The organism is Tahibacter sp. (genome assembly GCF_035481375.1).
GTDB lineage: Bacteria > Pseudomonadota > Gammaproteobacteria > Xanthomonadales > Rhodanobacteraceae > Tahibacter.
The window spans coordinates 1-15449 of sequence record NZ_DATIGT010000205.1 but is presented as its reverse complement, the minus strand read 5'-3'; the positions used below and the strand labels follow the sequence as shown (position 1 = coordinate 15449).

The window sequence follows — 15449 nt, the reverse complement described above, 5'->3', positions numbered from 1 at the left end:
GCGGGAATAGCTCAGTTGGTAGAGCACGACCTTGCCAAGGTCGGGGTCGCGAGTTCGAGTCTCGTTTCCCGCTCCACGATATCCTCAAAACCTCGGCCAACCGAGGTTTTGTTTTTTCGGGACGATGCGGCTGCGGTCGGTCCGGGATCAACGCTAAGATGGCCTGGTGGCAGAGTGGTCATGCAGCGGCCTGCAAAGCCGTGTACGCCGGTTCGATTCCGACCCAGGCCTCCATCTTCGCGACAATGAAAGTTTTGCGGGAATAGCTCAGTTGGTAGAGCACGACCTTGCCAAGGTCGGGGTCGCGAGTTCGAGTCTCGTTTCCCGCTCCATATCGAAATCCAAAAGACCCCGCACTGCGGGGTCTTTTGCTTTCTGCGGCCGCCGACCTTCACGCCCGCTGTGGAATCGCGCATGCTTGCGCCCGCGCGCCCCGATGGCGAAATCGGTAGACGCAACGGACTTAAAATCCGTCGGCCGCAAGGCCATGCCGGTTCGAGTCCGGCTCGGGGCACCAGTCGAGCGGTCCAAACGTGGAACACTGGAAGTGTCCACGTTTTTCCGGTCGTGCCGCTGCGTTCAATCCCCGCCGCCGCATCCCCCGCAGCCGCTGCTTCCGCCGCTGTCGGAAGAACAGCCGCTGTCGCTGGACGAGCAGCCGGAACTCGACGTGGACGAGCTGGCCTGTCGGAAATTGTGGAAATCGGCATAGGCCGTGCCGGCCAGCACGCCGGTGCCGGCCAGGGCGACGGCGAGGCCGATGTCATGGTTGCGCGGCGCGCGGCGGGCGTGCGCGTTGCTGCGGTTGAGGTCGCGCAGCAGCAGGTCGCCGGCGCGGCTGCGCTGCGGGCGCACGGTAAACAGCAGCAGTGTCGCGATCCCGGTGACGAGGGTCAGGAAAATCAGGAACGCGACCGGGCGGTCGCGGGCGAGCCCGACTGCGATCTTCATCGTGCCGAAGGCGGTCAGCGCGGCGAAGGGCAGCGCGCGGTAGAGGCCGAGCAGCCAGCGCTGGCCGTTGTCGATCAGCAGGCCGCGCGCGACAAGCGGTTCGCGGATGCGGCCGAGCTTCGATCCGACGCTGCGGACGATCTGCGGCACGGCGCCATTGCCAGCGCGTGCGGCACGGGCGATCTCGTCGAGCGGATAGTCGCGCACGGTGTCCGGATGCGCGATGTCCAGGCGCCGCTGCTTGCGGTTCCACTGCGCCTTGCCGTCGGCGATCAGACTCGCGATGCCCGCGTCGACGACGCGCTGCGGGCCGCCTGCGAGATAGGCTGTCGACCAGGTATCGAGCGCAGCTCCCGGCCGCGCGGGCGGGCCGAAGTTCCTGCGTACGACGGCGGCGGCGACGCCCGCAACGACCGCGAGCACGAGAAACAGCAGCAGGAAACTCGGGCCGTCGAAATCCAGCGGATTCAGCGGCAGCGCCTGCAGCAGCGGCGCCACGGGGAGCAGGACCGCGGCGACGGCTGCGCGGCGCCAGTCGAGGCCGCGCAGCGAGGTTCGGGGCAACAGCCAGCTGCGGGCGAGATCGACGCGGCGGTAACGCGCCGGGCTCGCGGTGTAGTTCTGCGCGTCAGGCCAGTAATCGACGGCCGGCGGACCGAACCAGCGCTGATAGCTCGCGAGCGTCTCGGCGTACTGGTCATAGTGGCGCTTCGCCTGGTCGCGTCCGCCACGCGTCGGCTCGTGGTGAAGCGTCATGGCGAGCACATCCGGACAGAACCGCTGCCAGTAGTCGCGGCTGTAGGTCAGGTGCTGATGCCAGACCTCGTCGACGGCGTCGCTCGGACTGACCGGATGGCCGGCGACCGCAGCCAGGAAGCAGAAGCGCTTGTACTCGCGGATCGCGCCATCGGCATACGCCTCGCTCCAGCCGTGCTCGCGCGCGAGACGGCGCGCGAAGGTGAGGGCGCAGTCCGAGGTGCCGAAATCGTGCGCCGCCAGGCGCTGCCACAGTTCACGCTGCTGTTGCGACCACGTCGAATCGACATCCGTCATGACGGTCTCCGCTGGCCCGGGCAGCGCCACATTACCCTGCGCCGGCGACAAGCGAAACGCCGCGGCGTCGGCAGAGCGAACGCGCGGTCCCGGCGATCCCGGCAGTGAGGCGATTCTCAAATGCCGGCCTGAACCTATTGGCAGGAAACAAAAATACGAGTATCTTCGACCGCACTGTGTTTGCCTGGGTCACGGTAAATTGTGGCCTGATGCAGTTGATCCCTGGATCCGCTTCATCGATTCGCCCTGCTTGCTCCCTGCAACCTCAGTCTCGGTCCGGATGCACCGCGATCGTGATATCCCTAAATTGTTTCATGGAGTTAAGACATGTCGAATCGTCAGACTGGCACCGTTAAGTGGTTCAACGACGCCAAGGGCTTTGGTTTCATCACCCCGGAAAGCGGCGCTGACCTGTTCGTGCACTTCCGCGCGATCCAGGGCACCGGCTTCAAGACCCTTCAGGAAGGCCAGCGCGTGAGCTTCGTCGCCGTGCAGGGCCAGAAGGGCATGCAGGCCGACCAGGTTCAGGTCATCTGATCCAGCGGTCCAGATAGTTTGAAAAGAACCCCGGGTGGAAACGCCCGGGGTTTTTTCTTGGCCGGCTTTCGCGGAGCCGGTTTTTTCTTGCGTGCGTTCCGGCTAGCCTCGGCGCGTTACGGCGAACGTCGAAGGCTTCGACGTTCCCGCGGCGCAGTGATGCGCCGCCCGCGATCGGCGCGTCGGCGCCTGATCGGCGGTTCCACAAAAGGGGGGCTTCCGGATCATGTGGCGCGACGCGTACAAGAATCTCTATGTGCAGGTGCTCGTCGCCGTCGCGGTCGGCATCACGCTGGGTCATTTCGATCCGCAGCTCGGCGAACGCATGAAGCCGTTCGGCGACGGCTTCATCAATCTCGTGAAGATGGTCATCGGTCCGGTCATCTTCGTGACGATCGTCGTCGGCATGGCGCGCATGGGCGACCTGCGTCATTCCGGGCGCGTCGGACTGAAGGCGCTGATCTATTTCGAAGTGCTGACGACGCTCGCGCTCGTGATCGGTCTCGTCGTGGCGAACCTGGCGGAGCCGGGCACCGGCCTCGAGATCCACCCGGGCGATCTCGACCCGAAGAAAACCGCGAGCTATGTCGAGGCGGCCAAAGAGCAGTCGCTCGTCGCGTTCCTGCTCGGCATCATTCCCAAGAGCCTCGTGTCGGCGTTCGTCGACAACAACCTTCTGCAGGTGCTGCTGGTCGCCGTGCTGTTCGGCGTCGCGATGACGCAGTCGGGACCGGCCGGGCGGCGCGTGCTCGATCTGCTCGACGAACTCTCGCAGGTGCTGTTCAAGATCGTCGCGCTCGTGATGCGCGCCGCGCCGATCGGCGCGTTCGGCGCCATGGCGTTCGCGATCGGCAAGTTCGGGCTCGGCATGCTGGTGTCGCTGGGCTGGCTCATGCTCTGCGTCTACGCGACCTGCTTCGTGTTCGTGTTCGGTGTGCTTGGGCTCGTCGCGCGCTGGTCGGGCTTTTCGCTGTGGCGCTTCCTCGTCTACATCCGGCGCGAGATCGTGCTCGTCGCGGGCACGTCGTCGTCGGAGTCGGCGCTGCCGCGCCTGCTGCTGCGGCTGGAGCACGCCGGCTGCGACCGCTCGGTCGTCGGCCTCGTGCTGCCGACCGGCTATTCGTTCAATCTCGACGGCACCTGCATCTATCTGACGATGGCCTCGATCTTCATCGCCCAGGCCGTTGGCGCTGAGCTGACCCTGCATGACGAACTCGTGCTGCTCGGCGTGCTGCTGCTGACCTCCAAGGGAGCGGCCGGCATCACCGGCGCGGGCTTCACGACGCTGATCGCGACGCTCGGCGCGCTTGCGGGCAAGGTACCGGTCGAAGGCGTCGCGCTGGTGATCGGCGTCGACCGTTTCATGTCCGAGGCGCGCGCGATCACCAACGTGATCGGCAACGCCGTCGCCACGATGGTCGTCGCGCGCTGGGAGGGACTGCGCGACGACGCGAAGATGGAAGCCGCGTTCGCTGCCGGCCCGCAGGACGCGCTGCCGGAAACCGCGCCGGCACCGACTTGATAAGGCGTCATCGAGCCCTCATGCTGCGCCGCGTCGCCAACGTGCGCGTTGGCCTTCCCGCCCGAATCCGGGCGCCATTCCGAGAAATTCCCACATGCAGATTGCCGACCGCTGCGTCGCCGCGTTTCACTACACCCTGACCAACGACCAGGGCGAGATCATCGATTCGTCCGCCGGCCGCGAGCCGCTGACCTACCTGCACGGCTCCGGCAACATCGTGCCGGGTCTCGAACGCGAGATGAGCGGCAAGCGCGCGGGCGACACGTTCAATGTCGTCGTCGCTCCCGAGGAAGGCTACGGCGTCCATCACGACGGCCTCGTCCAGTCGGTGCCGCGCGCGGCGTTCCAGGGTGTCGATACGATCGAGCCGGGCATGCAGTTCCACGCCAACGGCCCGCAGGGTCCGATGACGGTGACGGTGACCGCGGTCGACGGCGAAACCGTGACGGTCGACGGCAACCATCCGCTGGCCGGCCAGGCGCTGCATTTCGCGATCGAAGTGACCGAGGTGCGCGAAGCGACCGCCGAGGAAGTCATGCACGGCCACGTGCACGGTCCGGGCGGCCATCACCACTGATCCGCGCCGCGGGCGAGCCGGCGATCCAACCACGACGAGGTGAAGCATGACAACGGCGTACGACTTTTCCGCGACGACCCTCGACGGCGACGAACAGTCGCTGAAGGCGTACAAGGGCAAGGCGCTACTGATCGTCAACGTCGCGTCGAAATGCGGTTTCACGCCGCAGTACACGGGACTCGAGGCGATGTACCGCAAGCACAAGGACGAGGGACTCGTCGTGCTCGGCTTCCCCTGCGATCAGTTCGGCCATCAGGAGCCCGGCGACGCCGACGAGATCCGCAATTTCTGTTCGCTGACCTACGACGTCAGCTTTCCGATGTTCGCGAAGATCGACGTCAACGGCGACAAGGCGCATCCGTTGTACAAATGGCTGAAAAGTGAAAAATCCGGCTTCCTCGGCACCGAGGGCATCAAGTGGAACTTCACGAAGTTCCTGATCGGCCGCGACGGCAGCGTCGTCAAGCGCTACGCGCCGACCGATACACCGGAAAAGATCGAGAAAGACATCGGCAGCGTGCTCGGCTGAAGCCGCGGACGCCGATGCATGACGACGAAGGCGGCCTCCGGGCCGCCTTCGCCGTTTGCGCGTCAGGCTTCGAAATCGGCGGCGAAGATCGGGTCGGGCGCGGTGATCGCGATCGGGCCGTTCATGCCGACGTGGTTCTCGCAATTGTAGTGCAGCGAATTCGGCGCGTCGGCCGGAACGACGAAGGTGATGTCGATGGTCCCGGTCGCGCCGTTGTTCGTCACCCCGTTGTCGTAGCGGAAATTCGGCCCGGGCGCATTGATCGTGTTGATGTTGAACGGGTGGATCGCACTGACGTTGTTGAGATGGAACACGTAGGTACCGCCGCGCTGCAGCGTCAGTGCCGGATTCGTCTGGCCGTTGATGGTCCACGAACTCGAACCGCCGGCGCTGACCTGGAATGTCTGCGTGACGCCGCCGCGCGTCGCGTTGCCGGCGGCCAGGGACGAAGCGCTCGCGGCGACGGCGGCGAGGGCGAGCACAGTGCGCAACAGGGTCATGGGCGGTTCTCCGGATGAACCGCGATTGTGCAAAAAGCCGGACGCCGCGCAAACGCCTGCGTATGCAGACCGTGACGGGCTGTGCAGGCGGCCGCCTCCGACCACGTTTTCTTGCGGCGCTTTCCGCGACACTGTCGCGTCGTCGGCGCACGAGGAGCGGGGAGTGACGGGAGGAGTGATCCGAATCGGGGCGATGACGCTCGCGTTCTGTGCGGCGACGTTCGCGGTACCGGCGGCGGCGCAGGAACCCGCGGTGCCGTTGCCGCGCGTCGTCGTGATCTCGCTCGGTGCCGGTGCGGCCGACGCGTTCGACGCACCGGCATCGGTCAGCGTCGTCGGGCTCGACGAGGTTGCCGTGCCCGCGGCAAATGCCGCCGCCGCGGTGGCCGGCGTGCCCGGCCTGCTCGCCCGCGAACGGCAGAACCAGGCGCAGGACACCCAGCTGTCGATCCGCGGCTTCGGCGCGCGATCGACGTTCGGCGTGCGCGGCCTGCGCCTCTACGCCGACAGCGTGCCGGCGACGATGCCCGACGGCCAGGGCCAGATCTCGCATTTCATGGCGTTCGCCGGCGAGCGCATCGAAGTGCTGCGCGGGCCGTTCTCGGCGCTCTACGGCAATTCCTCGGGCGGTGTCGTGCAGCTCTTCAGCGCCGACGGCGACGGCGCGCCGCAGGCGCGGCTGCAGAGCGTCGCGGGGGGCTACGGCAGCCGCAGCCATGCCGCGAGCGTGCGCGGCGGCGACGAGGCGTTGCGCTATCACGCGGCGGCGATGCGCAGCGAGAGCGACGGCTTCCGCCGGCACAGCGCCGCGCGCCGCGACGCGCTCAATCTGAAACTGCGCGTCGCCGTCGGCGATTCGGGCCGCCTCGATTTCATCGCGAATCGCTTCGATGCGCCGGATGCGCAGGATCCGCTGGGCCTCACGCGCGCCGAAATGCTCGCCGATCCGCGCGCGGCGACGCCGGTTGCCTTGCTCTACGACACGCGCAAGTCGGCGCTGCAGGAACAGCTCGGCGCGGTCTACGAGCAGGCGTTCGGCGAAGCGCATGCGCTGCGTGCCATGGCCTATGCCGGCCGTCGCGACGTCGAGCAGTTTCTCTCGGTGCCGCGCGCGGCGCAGGCGAGTCCGACCAGCGCCGGCGGCGTCGTCGATCTGACGAGCGACTACGGCGGCGGCGATCTGCGCTGGATCTGGCGCGGCGAGATCGCGCAGCGCGCGCTGACGCTCTCGACGGGCGTCGGCGTGGACACGCAGACGCAGCGGCGCCGCGGCTTCGAGAATTTCCTCGGCGACACGCTCGGCGTGCGCGGCGCGCTGCGGCGCGACGAGCGCAACACGGCACGCGCCGTCGATCGCTATCTGCAGGCGTCGTGGGCGCTCGAGGAACGCTGGTCGCTGCTGGCCGGCGCGCGGCGCAGCGCGATCCGCTACGAATCCGCCGACCGCTATGTGACTCCGGCGAATCCCGACGACGGCGGCCGGGCCGACTATGCGCAGACGACGCCGGTCGCCGGACTGAGTTTCGCGCCGCGCGCGAACGCGCGCGTCTACCTGTCGTTCGGCCGCGGTTTCGAGACGCCGACGTTCAACGAGCTGAGCTATCGCGCCGACGGCGCGGCCGGTCTCGCGTTCGACCTGAAGCCGGCGACGAGCCGCAACGGCGAACTCGGATTCAAGTGGCGCAGCGACGCCGGCGCCCGGATCGAGGCCGCGCTGTTTCGCGCCGATACCGACGACGAACTCGCGGTCGCACGCAACGTCGGCGGCCGCAGCAGCTTTCGCAATGTCGGCCGCGCGCGGCGCGAAGGCGCGGAATTCACGGCGGTCGTGCCGCTGCGCGAGCATGGGCAGTGGCAGCTCGCCTACACGCGGCTGTCGGCGACGTTCCGCGACACGTTCCCGATCTGCACGGCCGCCGGCTGCACCTCGCCCGATATGCTCGTGCCCGCGGGCACGCGCATTCCGGGCACGGTGCGCGATCAGTTGGCGAGCCGGCTCGACTGGCGCCGCGGCGACTGGAACGCCGCGGCGCAGGTCGTCGCAGTCGGCGACACGAGCGTCAACGACCGCGGCAGCCAGCGCGCGCCGGGCTACGGCCTCGTCAATCTCGAACTCGGCCGGCGCTGGACGTCGCGCGCCGGCGTGCTGAGCGCGTTCGCGCGCATCGACAACGCATTCGACCGCCGCTACGTCGGTTCGGTCATCGTCAACGAAGGCAATGCGCGCTACTACGAGCCCGGTCCCGACCGCACGCTGTCGGTCGGAGTGCGCTGGGATTCTTTTGCTCCGTAAAGAATTCAGATTTCAAAGTTGCTCGCGAAGATCGCGTCGGGATCGATGATCGTGATGCTGCCGTTCATCGCGGCGTGATTGCCGCAGTTGTAATGCAGCGAATCCGGCGCGCTGGCCGGCACGACGAAGGTGATGTCCGTGTCGCCGGTCGCGCCGTTGTTCGTGACGCCCTTGTTGTAGCGCGAGCCGCTGCCGGTCGTGTTGATCGTGTTGATGTTGAACGGGTGCACGCCGGCGACGCCGGTCAGGTCGAACACGTAGGTGCGGCCGCGCTCGAGCGTCAGCGGCCGGTTCTGCATACCGTCGATGGTCCAGGCCGAGAAACTGCCGGCGCTGACCGCGAACGTGGTCGTGCCGCCCTTGGGGGCGGCGACGGCGGACAGCGGCAAGGCGAGCAGGGCGAAGGCGAGCAGGCGAAAGCGAGTCATCGGAATTCCTCGTGGACTTGGTGAACGTGAGGGGTTCAGGGGAGTTCGAGCGTATTACGGCGTTTCGGCCCGAAAACGGGCACGCTGCAGCTTGACGGCGTGTCAAGCGCCGGCCGCGGACGCCGGACAAGCGTCCGGTTCCGGCGGCCGGCGCGAGTGCCGACAATGCGCGCCGCCGGCAGATCGGCGCGGAGGCAGACGGTGACGACAGGCGGCAGTGCGACGGCGGACAGCGGAGCCGGCCGTGTTTGACTTTCCTCCGGCGTTGCGTAGCGTGCGCGATCCCGAAGAACGCGCGGATGCGCCCATGTCCGAGGATTTCGCCGGCCTGCTGACCGTTTTCATGCGCCGCATCCGGGCGAGCGCCTCGGGCGTCGCGACCGAGATCGGCATGAGCCGCGAGGCGGTCAACAACTGGCGCCACGGCCTGTCGCTGCCGAACCGCAAGCATCGCCACCGGCTCGTGGACTGCGCGCGCTACCTGCGGCTCAGCGAAGCGGAGACCGACCGGCTGCTCGCGAGCGCGGGTTTCGAACCGGAATATCCGGTCGGCGGTCACGCGCCGGGCCAGCCCTATGCCGACTACATCGCCACGCTGTTCGAGCGCTTGCAGCGGCTCGCGCCGTATCCGATCCTGATGCTCTTGAGCCAGGCACATTGGGGCCAGCCGCCGTTTCGCGAAACGCTGCTCGCGACCGCACGCCAGCGCTACGGCGACGGCGCGGTGCTGCATGTGCGCCCGCCGCACAGCGCCGTGGCCGATTCGCGCGACTACTTCGCCGCGATCGGCGCGCAGTGCGGTTTCGCCGGCGTCGATTCGGATTTCGCGTTCGAGGCGGCGCTGGAGCGGCGTCTCGCGGCCGGCGAGCGCGTGTTCTGTCTCGTCAGCCGCTTCGAGCAGGGCGAGGCGCACCTGCGCGAGGCGCTGGCCGGCATCCTGCGCGGCCTCAGCGAGATGTACAGCGGGAAACTGCATCTGCTGCTCTGCGGCGGCGAGGCGCTCGCCGAGCTCAAGTATCAGAGTGGAGACCTGTCTTTGTTGAATATCGCGAGCGTGGAGCATTGGCCCGATCCCGGCCCGGCCGAGCTGCGCGCGCTTGCCTGCCGCGAGCTGCCGCCGGCGCAGGTCGACGCCGCGCTGCTGGGCCGGCTCGAGATCGACTGCGGCGGCCATCCGGCCCTGATCGACGAAGCCCTGCGCTGGCATGCGGCGAATACTCCCTGGAGCGGTCCCCAACTCGCTGAGTGCCTCGCGGGCAGCGCGCGGTTGTGGGAAGGCTTCGTGCCGCTGCTCGGCGAGGCCGAGGCGCGCACGCGCATCGAGGGCTGGCTTGCACAGGCCGCGCTCGGGCGGGCTCAGCCCTATCTGATCGACCGGCTCCTGCGGCGCCTGTTCTGGGCCAACCTCGTGACTGCGCGGCCCGGTGCCGACGGTCCGCAGCTGGAATGGCGCTGCGAGGCGGTGCGCCGCGCCGGCCGCCAGATCATCGCCGCGTGGAGCGACGCCGGCGCATGAGTCCGGCGACGAAGACCTGGCTGCGGCGCGGCGCGATCGCCGCGGCGGCGCTGTTTCTCGGCACGGCACTGCTGCTGCCGCAATGGAATCCGCTGGCCGGCCGCTTCGTTGCGAGCCCCGAGAACATGGCCTGGATTGCGAACGGCTGGAGCGAGCTGCAGAACGCGCGGCTGCGCATCAACGAACAGGTGATGGACACCGGCGAGTGGCCGACACGGCTCGACCGGCTCGACATCGAGCCGGCCGGCGAGATCTTCGAGCTGTCGCTGCGGCGCAACGAACTGGTCGGCACGCTGCGCGCGACGCCGCGCATCGACCGCAGCCTGCACGGTCTGAGCGTGGCCTATCGCTGGGATCCCCGCCAGCAGCTCTGGAGCTGCGCCGCCGGCGATCCGCCGATACCGGCGCGCTACCTGCCGCTGAACTGCCGCGCGGAAGAAGCTTCGGTGTTCGAGACCGTGCGCTGGCTCGTCGTCGTGCTCGTGCTCAGCGTGATCGCGCTGGTCGGCCTCGGCGCGCTACTGATCTGGCGGCATCCGCTGATCGCGCCGATCCAGCGCGATCCGGCGCGCCTGCGGCGCACGCCGCTCGTGCAGCTGCCGCGCATCGATGCGACGCTGGGCTGGCTGCGCCGGCGCGACGCGACGCTGGCCGCGGCCGGCGTCGATGCGGCCGACTGGAGTGACGCGCTGCGCTATCCGCGGATGGGCGGCGCGGCGCAGTCCGCGGCGCTCGCGCTGCGCGTCGGTGCACGCAGCGCGCCGGCGACCGGCTGGGAACTGCCCGGCGAAGTCTATGAGTGGACGTTTTCCAGCGAGATGCCGGTGTCGCTGGAGCGCTGCCTGATCTGGCTGCCGGGTGCGGGGCTCGACGGCGCCCAGCTCGTACGCCTGCTGCGGCCCCTGCAGAGCGGCGTGGACGTGCTGCTGGTGTTGCCGCCGTCGGCAGCGGCGGAAACGGCGCTGCGCGGACTCTGTGCCGACCGCACGAACCTGTTCGTCTGCATCGCGCAGGAGGCGCAGACCGCCTGGCTGCTCGCGCGCGACGCGCTGCCGGTGTTGCTGCGCACGATGGCGCGGCAGCTGCGGCTTTCGCGCATCTCGCCGTATCAGACGCGCGGCGGCATCGCGCGCGCGTCGTCGTTCTTCGGCCGCGAGAGCCTGCTTTCGCGCGTGGTGCAGCGCGAACCGTCGAACTACCTGCTGATCGGCGGACGCCAGCTCGGCAAGACCAGCCTCATGAAGGCGATCGAGCGGCGCCTGCGCGAGCACCCGAATATCGCCTGCGTCTACGTCGTGCTGCGCGATCAGCGCCTGCTGCCGCGGCTCGCGGCGCAGTGCGGGCTGCCGCTCGATGCGGATCTCGAAACGATCGTCGCGTCGCTGCAGCGCCAGCACGGCGGCAAGCGCCTGCTGCTGCTGATCGACGAGGCCGATCCGTTCTTTCGCGCCGACGCGGCGCGCGACTATGCCGAACTGTCGGCGATGCGCGCGCTCTCGGAAGAAGGGCGCTGCCATTTCCTGCTCGCCGGGTTCTGGGATCTCTATGCCGCGGCCGCGCTGGACTACCAGTCGCCGCTGCGCAATTTCGGCGACGTCATCAGTGTCGGCGGGCTCGAAGTCGAGGCCTGCCGCGAACTCGCGACCGTGCCGCTCGCGGTGCTGAATCTGCGCTTCGCTGACGCCGCGCTGGTCGAGCGCATCGTCGAGCAAAGCGGGCGCCGCGCGAACCTCGTGGCGATCCTCTGCCAGGAATGCCTCGAGGCGCTGGACCGCGGCGGCAGCGTGGTCGAAGCGGCCGACGTCGAGCGCGCACTGGCCTCGCAGGCCGTGCTCGACGCGCTCGCGGGCTGGGGAAGGCTCAGTCACGACGAGCTGGCGTCGCGGCTCGATCGCATCGTCGTCTACCGCGTGGCGGGGCAGGGCGGGACGCGTCTGGCCGACATGGTCGAGCTGCTGCGGCCGCATGCCGACATCGACGTCGAAACGCTGCGCCGTTCGTTCTCGCGGCTGCAGCTGGCCTATGTGCTGGAACGCGACGGCGAGCATTTCCGCTTCGCCGTGCCGCTGTTCGCACGCCAGTTCGAAGCGACCGAAATCCCCGTGCTGCTGGCCGAGGAACTGCGCCGCCTGCGCTGAGCGGCCGGATACCCGCGGAAAACCGCGCGCGGAACGTAAAAAACCGCCAGAAACAAGGGGTTCCGGCGCATTTCCGGCGCCGTTCCGTGGTATGCTCGCGCGTTATTTCGGCGCCCGTCCGCACCGGCCGGGCCGCATGGCAGCAAGCGTCAGAACCCTGGAATCCCGATGGCGGAACTAGCCAAAGAAGTCATACGCGTCAATATCGAAGACGAGATGCGGCAGAGCTACCTCGATTACGCCATGAGCGTGATCGTCGGCCGCGCCCTGCCGGACGTTCGCGACGGTCTGAAACCGGTGCATCGCCGCGTGCTGTTCGGCATGTACGAAGTCAACAACTTCTGGAATCGCCCGTACGTCAAATGCGCCCGCATCGTCGGCGACGTCATGGGTAAATACCATCCGCACGGCGACTCCTCGATCTACGACACGCTCGTGCGCATGGCGCAGGACTTCTCGCTGCGCTATCCGCTGATCGACGGCCAGGGCAACTTCGGTTCGATCGACGGCGACGCCGCCGCGGCGATGCGCTACACCGAATGCCGCCTCGACCGCATCGCTTCCGAACTCACCGCGGACATCGACAAGGAAACCGTCGATTTCCAGCCGAACTACGACGAAAAGGAATTCGAGCCGACGGTCCTGCCGACGCGCGTTCCGAACCTGCTCGTCAACGGCTCCGCCGGCATCGCCGTCGGCATGGCGACGAACATTCCGCCGCACAATCTCACCGAAGTCATCGATGCGACGGTCGCGCTGATCGACGATCCGTCGCTCGGCATCGAAGACCTGATGCGCTTCGTCGTCGGTCCGGACTTCCCGACCGCCGGCATTATCAACGGCGCTTCCGGCATTGTGGAAGCGTATAGAACCGGGCGCGGCCGCATCCTGATCCGCGCCAAGACCGAGATCGAGACCGAAGCCAACGGCCGCGAGACGATCGTGGTCACCGAGCTGCCGTACCAGGTCAACAAGGCCCGCCTGATCGAGAAGATCGCCGAGCTGCACAAGGAAAAGAAGATCGAAGGCATCGCGCCCGACGGCCTGCGCGACGAGTCCGACAAGGACGGCATGCGCATCGTCATCGAAGTGCGCAAGGACACGATGGCCGACGTGCTGCTGAACAATCTGTTCCAGCAGACCCAGCTGCAGGTCACCTTCGGCATCAACATGGTCGCGCTGGTCGACGGCCAGCCCCGTCTGCTGAGCCTCAAGGAAATCCTCGAGGCGTTCATCCGTCATCGCCGCGAAGTCGTCACGCGGCGCACGATCTTCGAACTGCGTAAGGCGCGCGCCCGCGCGCACATCCTCGAAGGCCTGACCGTCGCGCTCGCGAACATCGACGAGATGATCGAGCTCATCAAGACGTCGGAATCGCCGCAGGTCGCGCGCGAGCGCATGCTGGCCAAGCGCTGGGAGCCGGGCCTCGTGCGCGCGCTGCTCGACGCCGCGGGCGCCGACGCGTCGCGTCCGGAAGATCTCGATCCGAACGCAGGACTGCGCGCGGACGGCTACCAGCTGTCCGACGTGCAGGCCAAGGAAATCCTCGAGATGCGCCTGAACCGCCTGACCGGGCTGGAACAGGACAAGCTCACCGATGAATACAGGCAGCTGCTCACGGCGATCCAGGGTCTCATCGAGATCCTGTCCGATCCGGCCGTGCTGCTCGCGCTGATCCGCGGCGAACTCGTCGAGATCCGGGACGCCTACGGCGATGCGCGCCGCACGGTGATCCAGCACAGCCAGGAAGACCTCGACGTGCTCGATCTGATCGAGCCCGAAGACGTCGTCGTCACGCTGTCGCACACCGGCTACGTGAAGCGCCAGCCGATCAGCACGTATCGCGCGCAGCGCCGCGGCGGCAAGGGCCGCTCGGCGACGGCGGTCAAGGAAGAAGACTTCGTCGCGCAGGTCTGGATCGTCAACACGCACGACACGCTGCTGACGTTCACGAGCGCGGGCCGCGTGTTCTGGCAGAAGGTCTACCAGATTCCCGACGCGGGCCCGAACTCGCGCGGCAAGCCGATCGTGAACCTGCTGCCGCTCGAACCGGACGAAAAGATCCAGGCCGTGCAGTCGGTGCGCGAATTCCCGGTGGACCGCTACGTGTTCTTCGCGACGCGCCAGGGCACGGTCAAGAAGACCTCGCTCGCCGACTACTCGCGCCCGCGCACGAACGGCATCCGCGCGATCGATCTCGACGAAGGCGACGGCCTCGTCGGCGTCGCGCTGACCGACGGCACGCGCGATGTGCTGATGTTCGCGTCCAACGGCAAGGCCGTGCGCTTCGCCGAGGACGAGGTGCGCCCGATGGGCCGCGTCGCTCACGGCGTGCGCGGCATGCGGCTGACCGACGGCGCCGAGGTCGTCTCGCTGATCGCCGTCGACGGCGAGGGCGACATCCTCACGGCGACCGAGCGCGGCTACGGCAAGCGCACGCCGCTGGAGGAATACCCGCGCAAGGGCCGCGGTACGCAGGGCGTCATCGCGATCCAGTGTTCGGGCCGCAACGGCGCGCTCGTGGCGGCGGTGCAGCTCGACGACGCGCACGAGCTCATGCTCGTGTCGAACCAGGGCACGCTCGTGCGCACGCGCGCGGCGGAGATCGCACGCGTCGGCCGCAACACGCAGGGCGTCACGCTGATCCGCCTGCCGGACAGCGAGGCGCTGACGAGCGTGGTCGGTCTTGCCGCGATCGTCGGCGACGACGACGTCGATGCGGACGACGCGAGCGGCAGCGATGCGTCCGTCAGCCCGGCCGACGCACCGCCGGAAACACCGGCCGCGGACAGCGACGCATCGTCCGATGGTTCGCCGGTCGACTGAGCTTCACGACGTCCGGAATGAAAAAACCCGCGGCTTTAAGCCGCGGTTTTTTTTCTGAGGGACCGGCGGCTCAGGCACCGAGCGTGTCGAGCATGGCCTGCGCGCTGGAAACCTTGAATTCGCCGGGCGATTCGACGTTCAGCGCCTTGACGACGCCGTCCTCGGCGTACAGCGCGAAGCGCTTGGAGCGCACGCCCATGCCGAACGCGCTCGCGTCCATTTCGAGGCCGAGCGCGCGGGCGAGGTTCGCATTGCCGTCGGCCAGCATGATGAGCTGCTCGGGCACGTTCTGGTCCTGAGCCCAGGCCTTCATGACGTAGGCGTCGTTGACCGCCATGCAGGCGACGTCGATGCCGCGACTGTGGAACTTTTCGAAGTTCTCCACATAGCCGGGAAGGTGCTTGGCCGAGCAGGTCGGGGTGAACGCACCCGGCACCGAGAACAGCACGACCTTGCGGCCGGCGAAGATCTCGTCCGTGCTGATGGCCTGGACGCCGTCCTTGAGCACGTTGAGCGTGGCCGACGGAATGCGGGTGCCGACGGAAATGGTCATGCGAAACCTCGTTTGCGGGGGGGGGG

12 protein-coding genes and 4 tRNA genes are annotated in these 15449 nt (G+C 67.9%); 12 read left to right on the top strand and 4 right to left on the bottom strand.

The features are described from left to right. The 4 genes from VLF18_RS13345 (at window position 1) to VLF18_RS13330 (ending at window position 517) form a co-directional block, all read left to right on the top strand. Window positions 1-76: transfer RNA gene (locus VLF18_RS13345), tRNA-Gly, on the top strand. An 84-nt stretch (window positions 77-160) separates the two neighbouring features. Continuing rightward, window positions 161-234, top strand: a tRNA-Cys gene (locus VLF18_RS13340). Window positions 235-256: 22 nt separating this feature from the next. Next, window positions 257-332, top strand: a tRNA-Gly gene (locus tag VLF18_RS13335). A gap of 98 nt (window positions 333-430) precedes the next feature. After that, window positions 431-517, top strand: a tRNA-Leu gene (locus tag VLF18_RS13330). A gap of 62 nt (window positions 518-579) precedes the next feature. Here VLF18_RS13330 and VLF18_RS13325 read toward each other — a convergent pair. Continuing rightward, entirely contained in the window at window positions 580-2004 is a 1425-nt protein-coding gene (locus VLF18_RS13325; protein ID WP_325280120.1) for a TIGR04222 domain-containing membrane protein, read from the bottom strand. Between the two features lie 327 nt (window positions 2005-2331). Here VLF18_RS13325 and VLF18_RS13320 point away from each other — a divergent pair, with 327 nt between their 5' ends. From VLF18_RS13320 to VLF18_RS13305, 4 genes are all read left to right on the top strand, one after another. Beyond that, window positions 2332-2541: a cold-shock protein gene (locus VLF18_RS13320; protein WP_325280119.1), complete on the top strand. Its 210-nt coding sequence runs from the start codon at window positions 2332-2334 to the stop codon at window positions 2539-2541. A gap of 226 nt (window positions 2542-2767) precedes the next feature. Then, complete coding sequence (gene dctA, locus VLF18_RS13315) at window positions 2768-4063, top strand: C4-dicarboxylate transporter DctA (RefSeq protein ID WP_325280118.1); 1296 nt, start codon at window positions 2768-2770, stop codon at window positions 4061-4063. A 94-nt stretch (window positions 4064-4157) separates the two neighbouring features. Further along, window positions 4158-4640 (top strand): peptidylprolyl isomerase, encoded by a 483-nt coding sequence (locus VLF18_RS13310; RefSeq protein WP_325280117.1) that lies wholly within the window; start codon window positions 4158-4160, stop codon window positions 4638-4640. Between the two features lie 46 nt (window positions 4641-4686). Further along, window positions 4687-5169 carry a glutathione peroxidase gene (locus VLF18_RS13305; RefSeq protein WP_325280116.1) on the top strand — a complete coding sequence of 161 codons (483 nt, stop codon included), beginning with the start codon at window positions 4687-4689 and terminating at the stop codon, window positions 5167-5169. Between the two features lie 62 nt (window positions 5170-5231). Here the strand turns inward: VLF18_RS13305 and VLF18_RS13300 are convergent, their stop codons facing one another. Beyond that, window positions 5232-5669, bottom strand: coding sequence for a hypothetical protein (locus VLF18_RS13300; RefSeq protein WP_325280115.1), 438 nt, complete (start codon window positions 5667-5669; stop codon window positions 5232-5234). 193 nt (window positions 5670-5862) lie between these two features. On the opposite strand from VLF18_RS13300, the gene VLF18_RS13295 reads away from it, so the two are divergent. Further along, the gene (locus VLF18_RS13295) at window positions 5863-7962 is read left to right on the top strand and encodes a TonB-dependent receptor family protein (RefSeq protein WP_414717225.1); all 2100 of its coding nucleotides are present in this window, start codon (window positions 5863-5865) and stop codon (window positions 7960-7962) included. 5 nt (window positions 7963-7967) lie between these two features. Here the strand turns inward: VLF18_RS13295 and VLF18_RS13290 are convergent, their stop codons facing one another. Next, window positions 7968-8390, bottom strand: a complete 423-nt coding sequence (locus tag VLF18_RS13290; protein WP_325280113.1) for a hypothetical protein — start codon at window positions 8388-8390, stop codon at window positions 7968-7970. Window positions 8391-8697: 307 nt separating this feature from the next. Between VLF18_RS13290 and VLF18_RS13285 the strand changes: the two genes are divergently transcribed. From VLF18_RS13285 to gyrA, 3 genes are all read left to right on the top strand, one after another. Beyond that, window positions 8698-9906: a hypothetical protein gene (locus VLF18_RS13285; RefSeq protein ID WP_325280112.1), complete on the top strand. Its 1209-nt coding sequence runs from the start codon at window positions 8698-8700 to the stop codon at window positions 9904-9906. Beyond that, window positions 9903-12044 carry an AAA family ATPase gene (locus VLF18_RS13280; RefSeq protein ID WP_325280111.1) on the top strand — a complete coding sequence of 714 codons (2142 nt, stop codon included), beginning with the start codon at window positions 9903-9905 and terminating at the stop codon, window positions 12042-12044. The genes VLF18_RS13285 and VLF18_RS13280 overlap by 4 nt, the downstream gene beginning before the upstream one ends. Window positions 12045-12212: 168 nt before the next feature. After that, window positions 12213-14870: a DNA gyrase subunit A gene (gene gyrA, locus VLF18_RS13275; RefSeq protein WP_325280110.1), complete on the top strand. Its 2658-nt coding sequence runs from the start codon at window positions 12213-12215 to the stop codon at window positions 14868-14870. Window positions 14871-14940: 70 nt separating this feature from the next. Here the strand turns inward: gyrA and VLF18_RS13270 are convergent, their stop codons facing one another. Next, the gene (locus tag VLF18_RS13270) at window positions 14941-15423 is read right to left on the bottom strand and encodes a peroxiredoxin (RefSeq protein WP_325280109.1); all 483 of its coding nucleotides are present in this window, start codon (window positions 15421-15423) and stop codon (window positions 14941-14943) included. Window positions 15424-15449 lie beyond the last annotated feature (26 nt).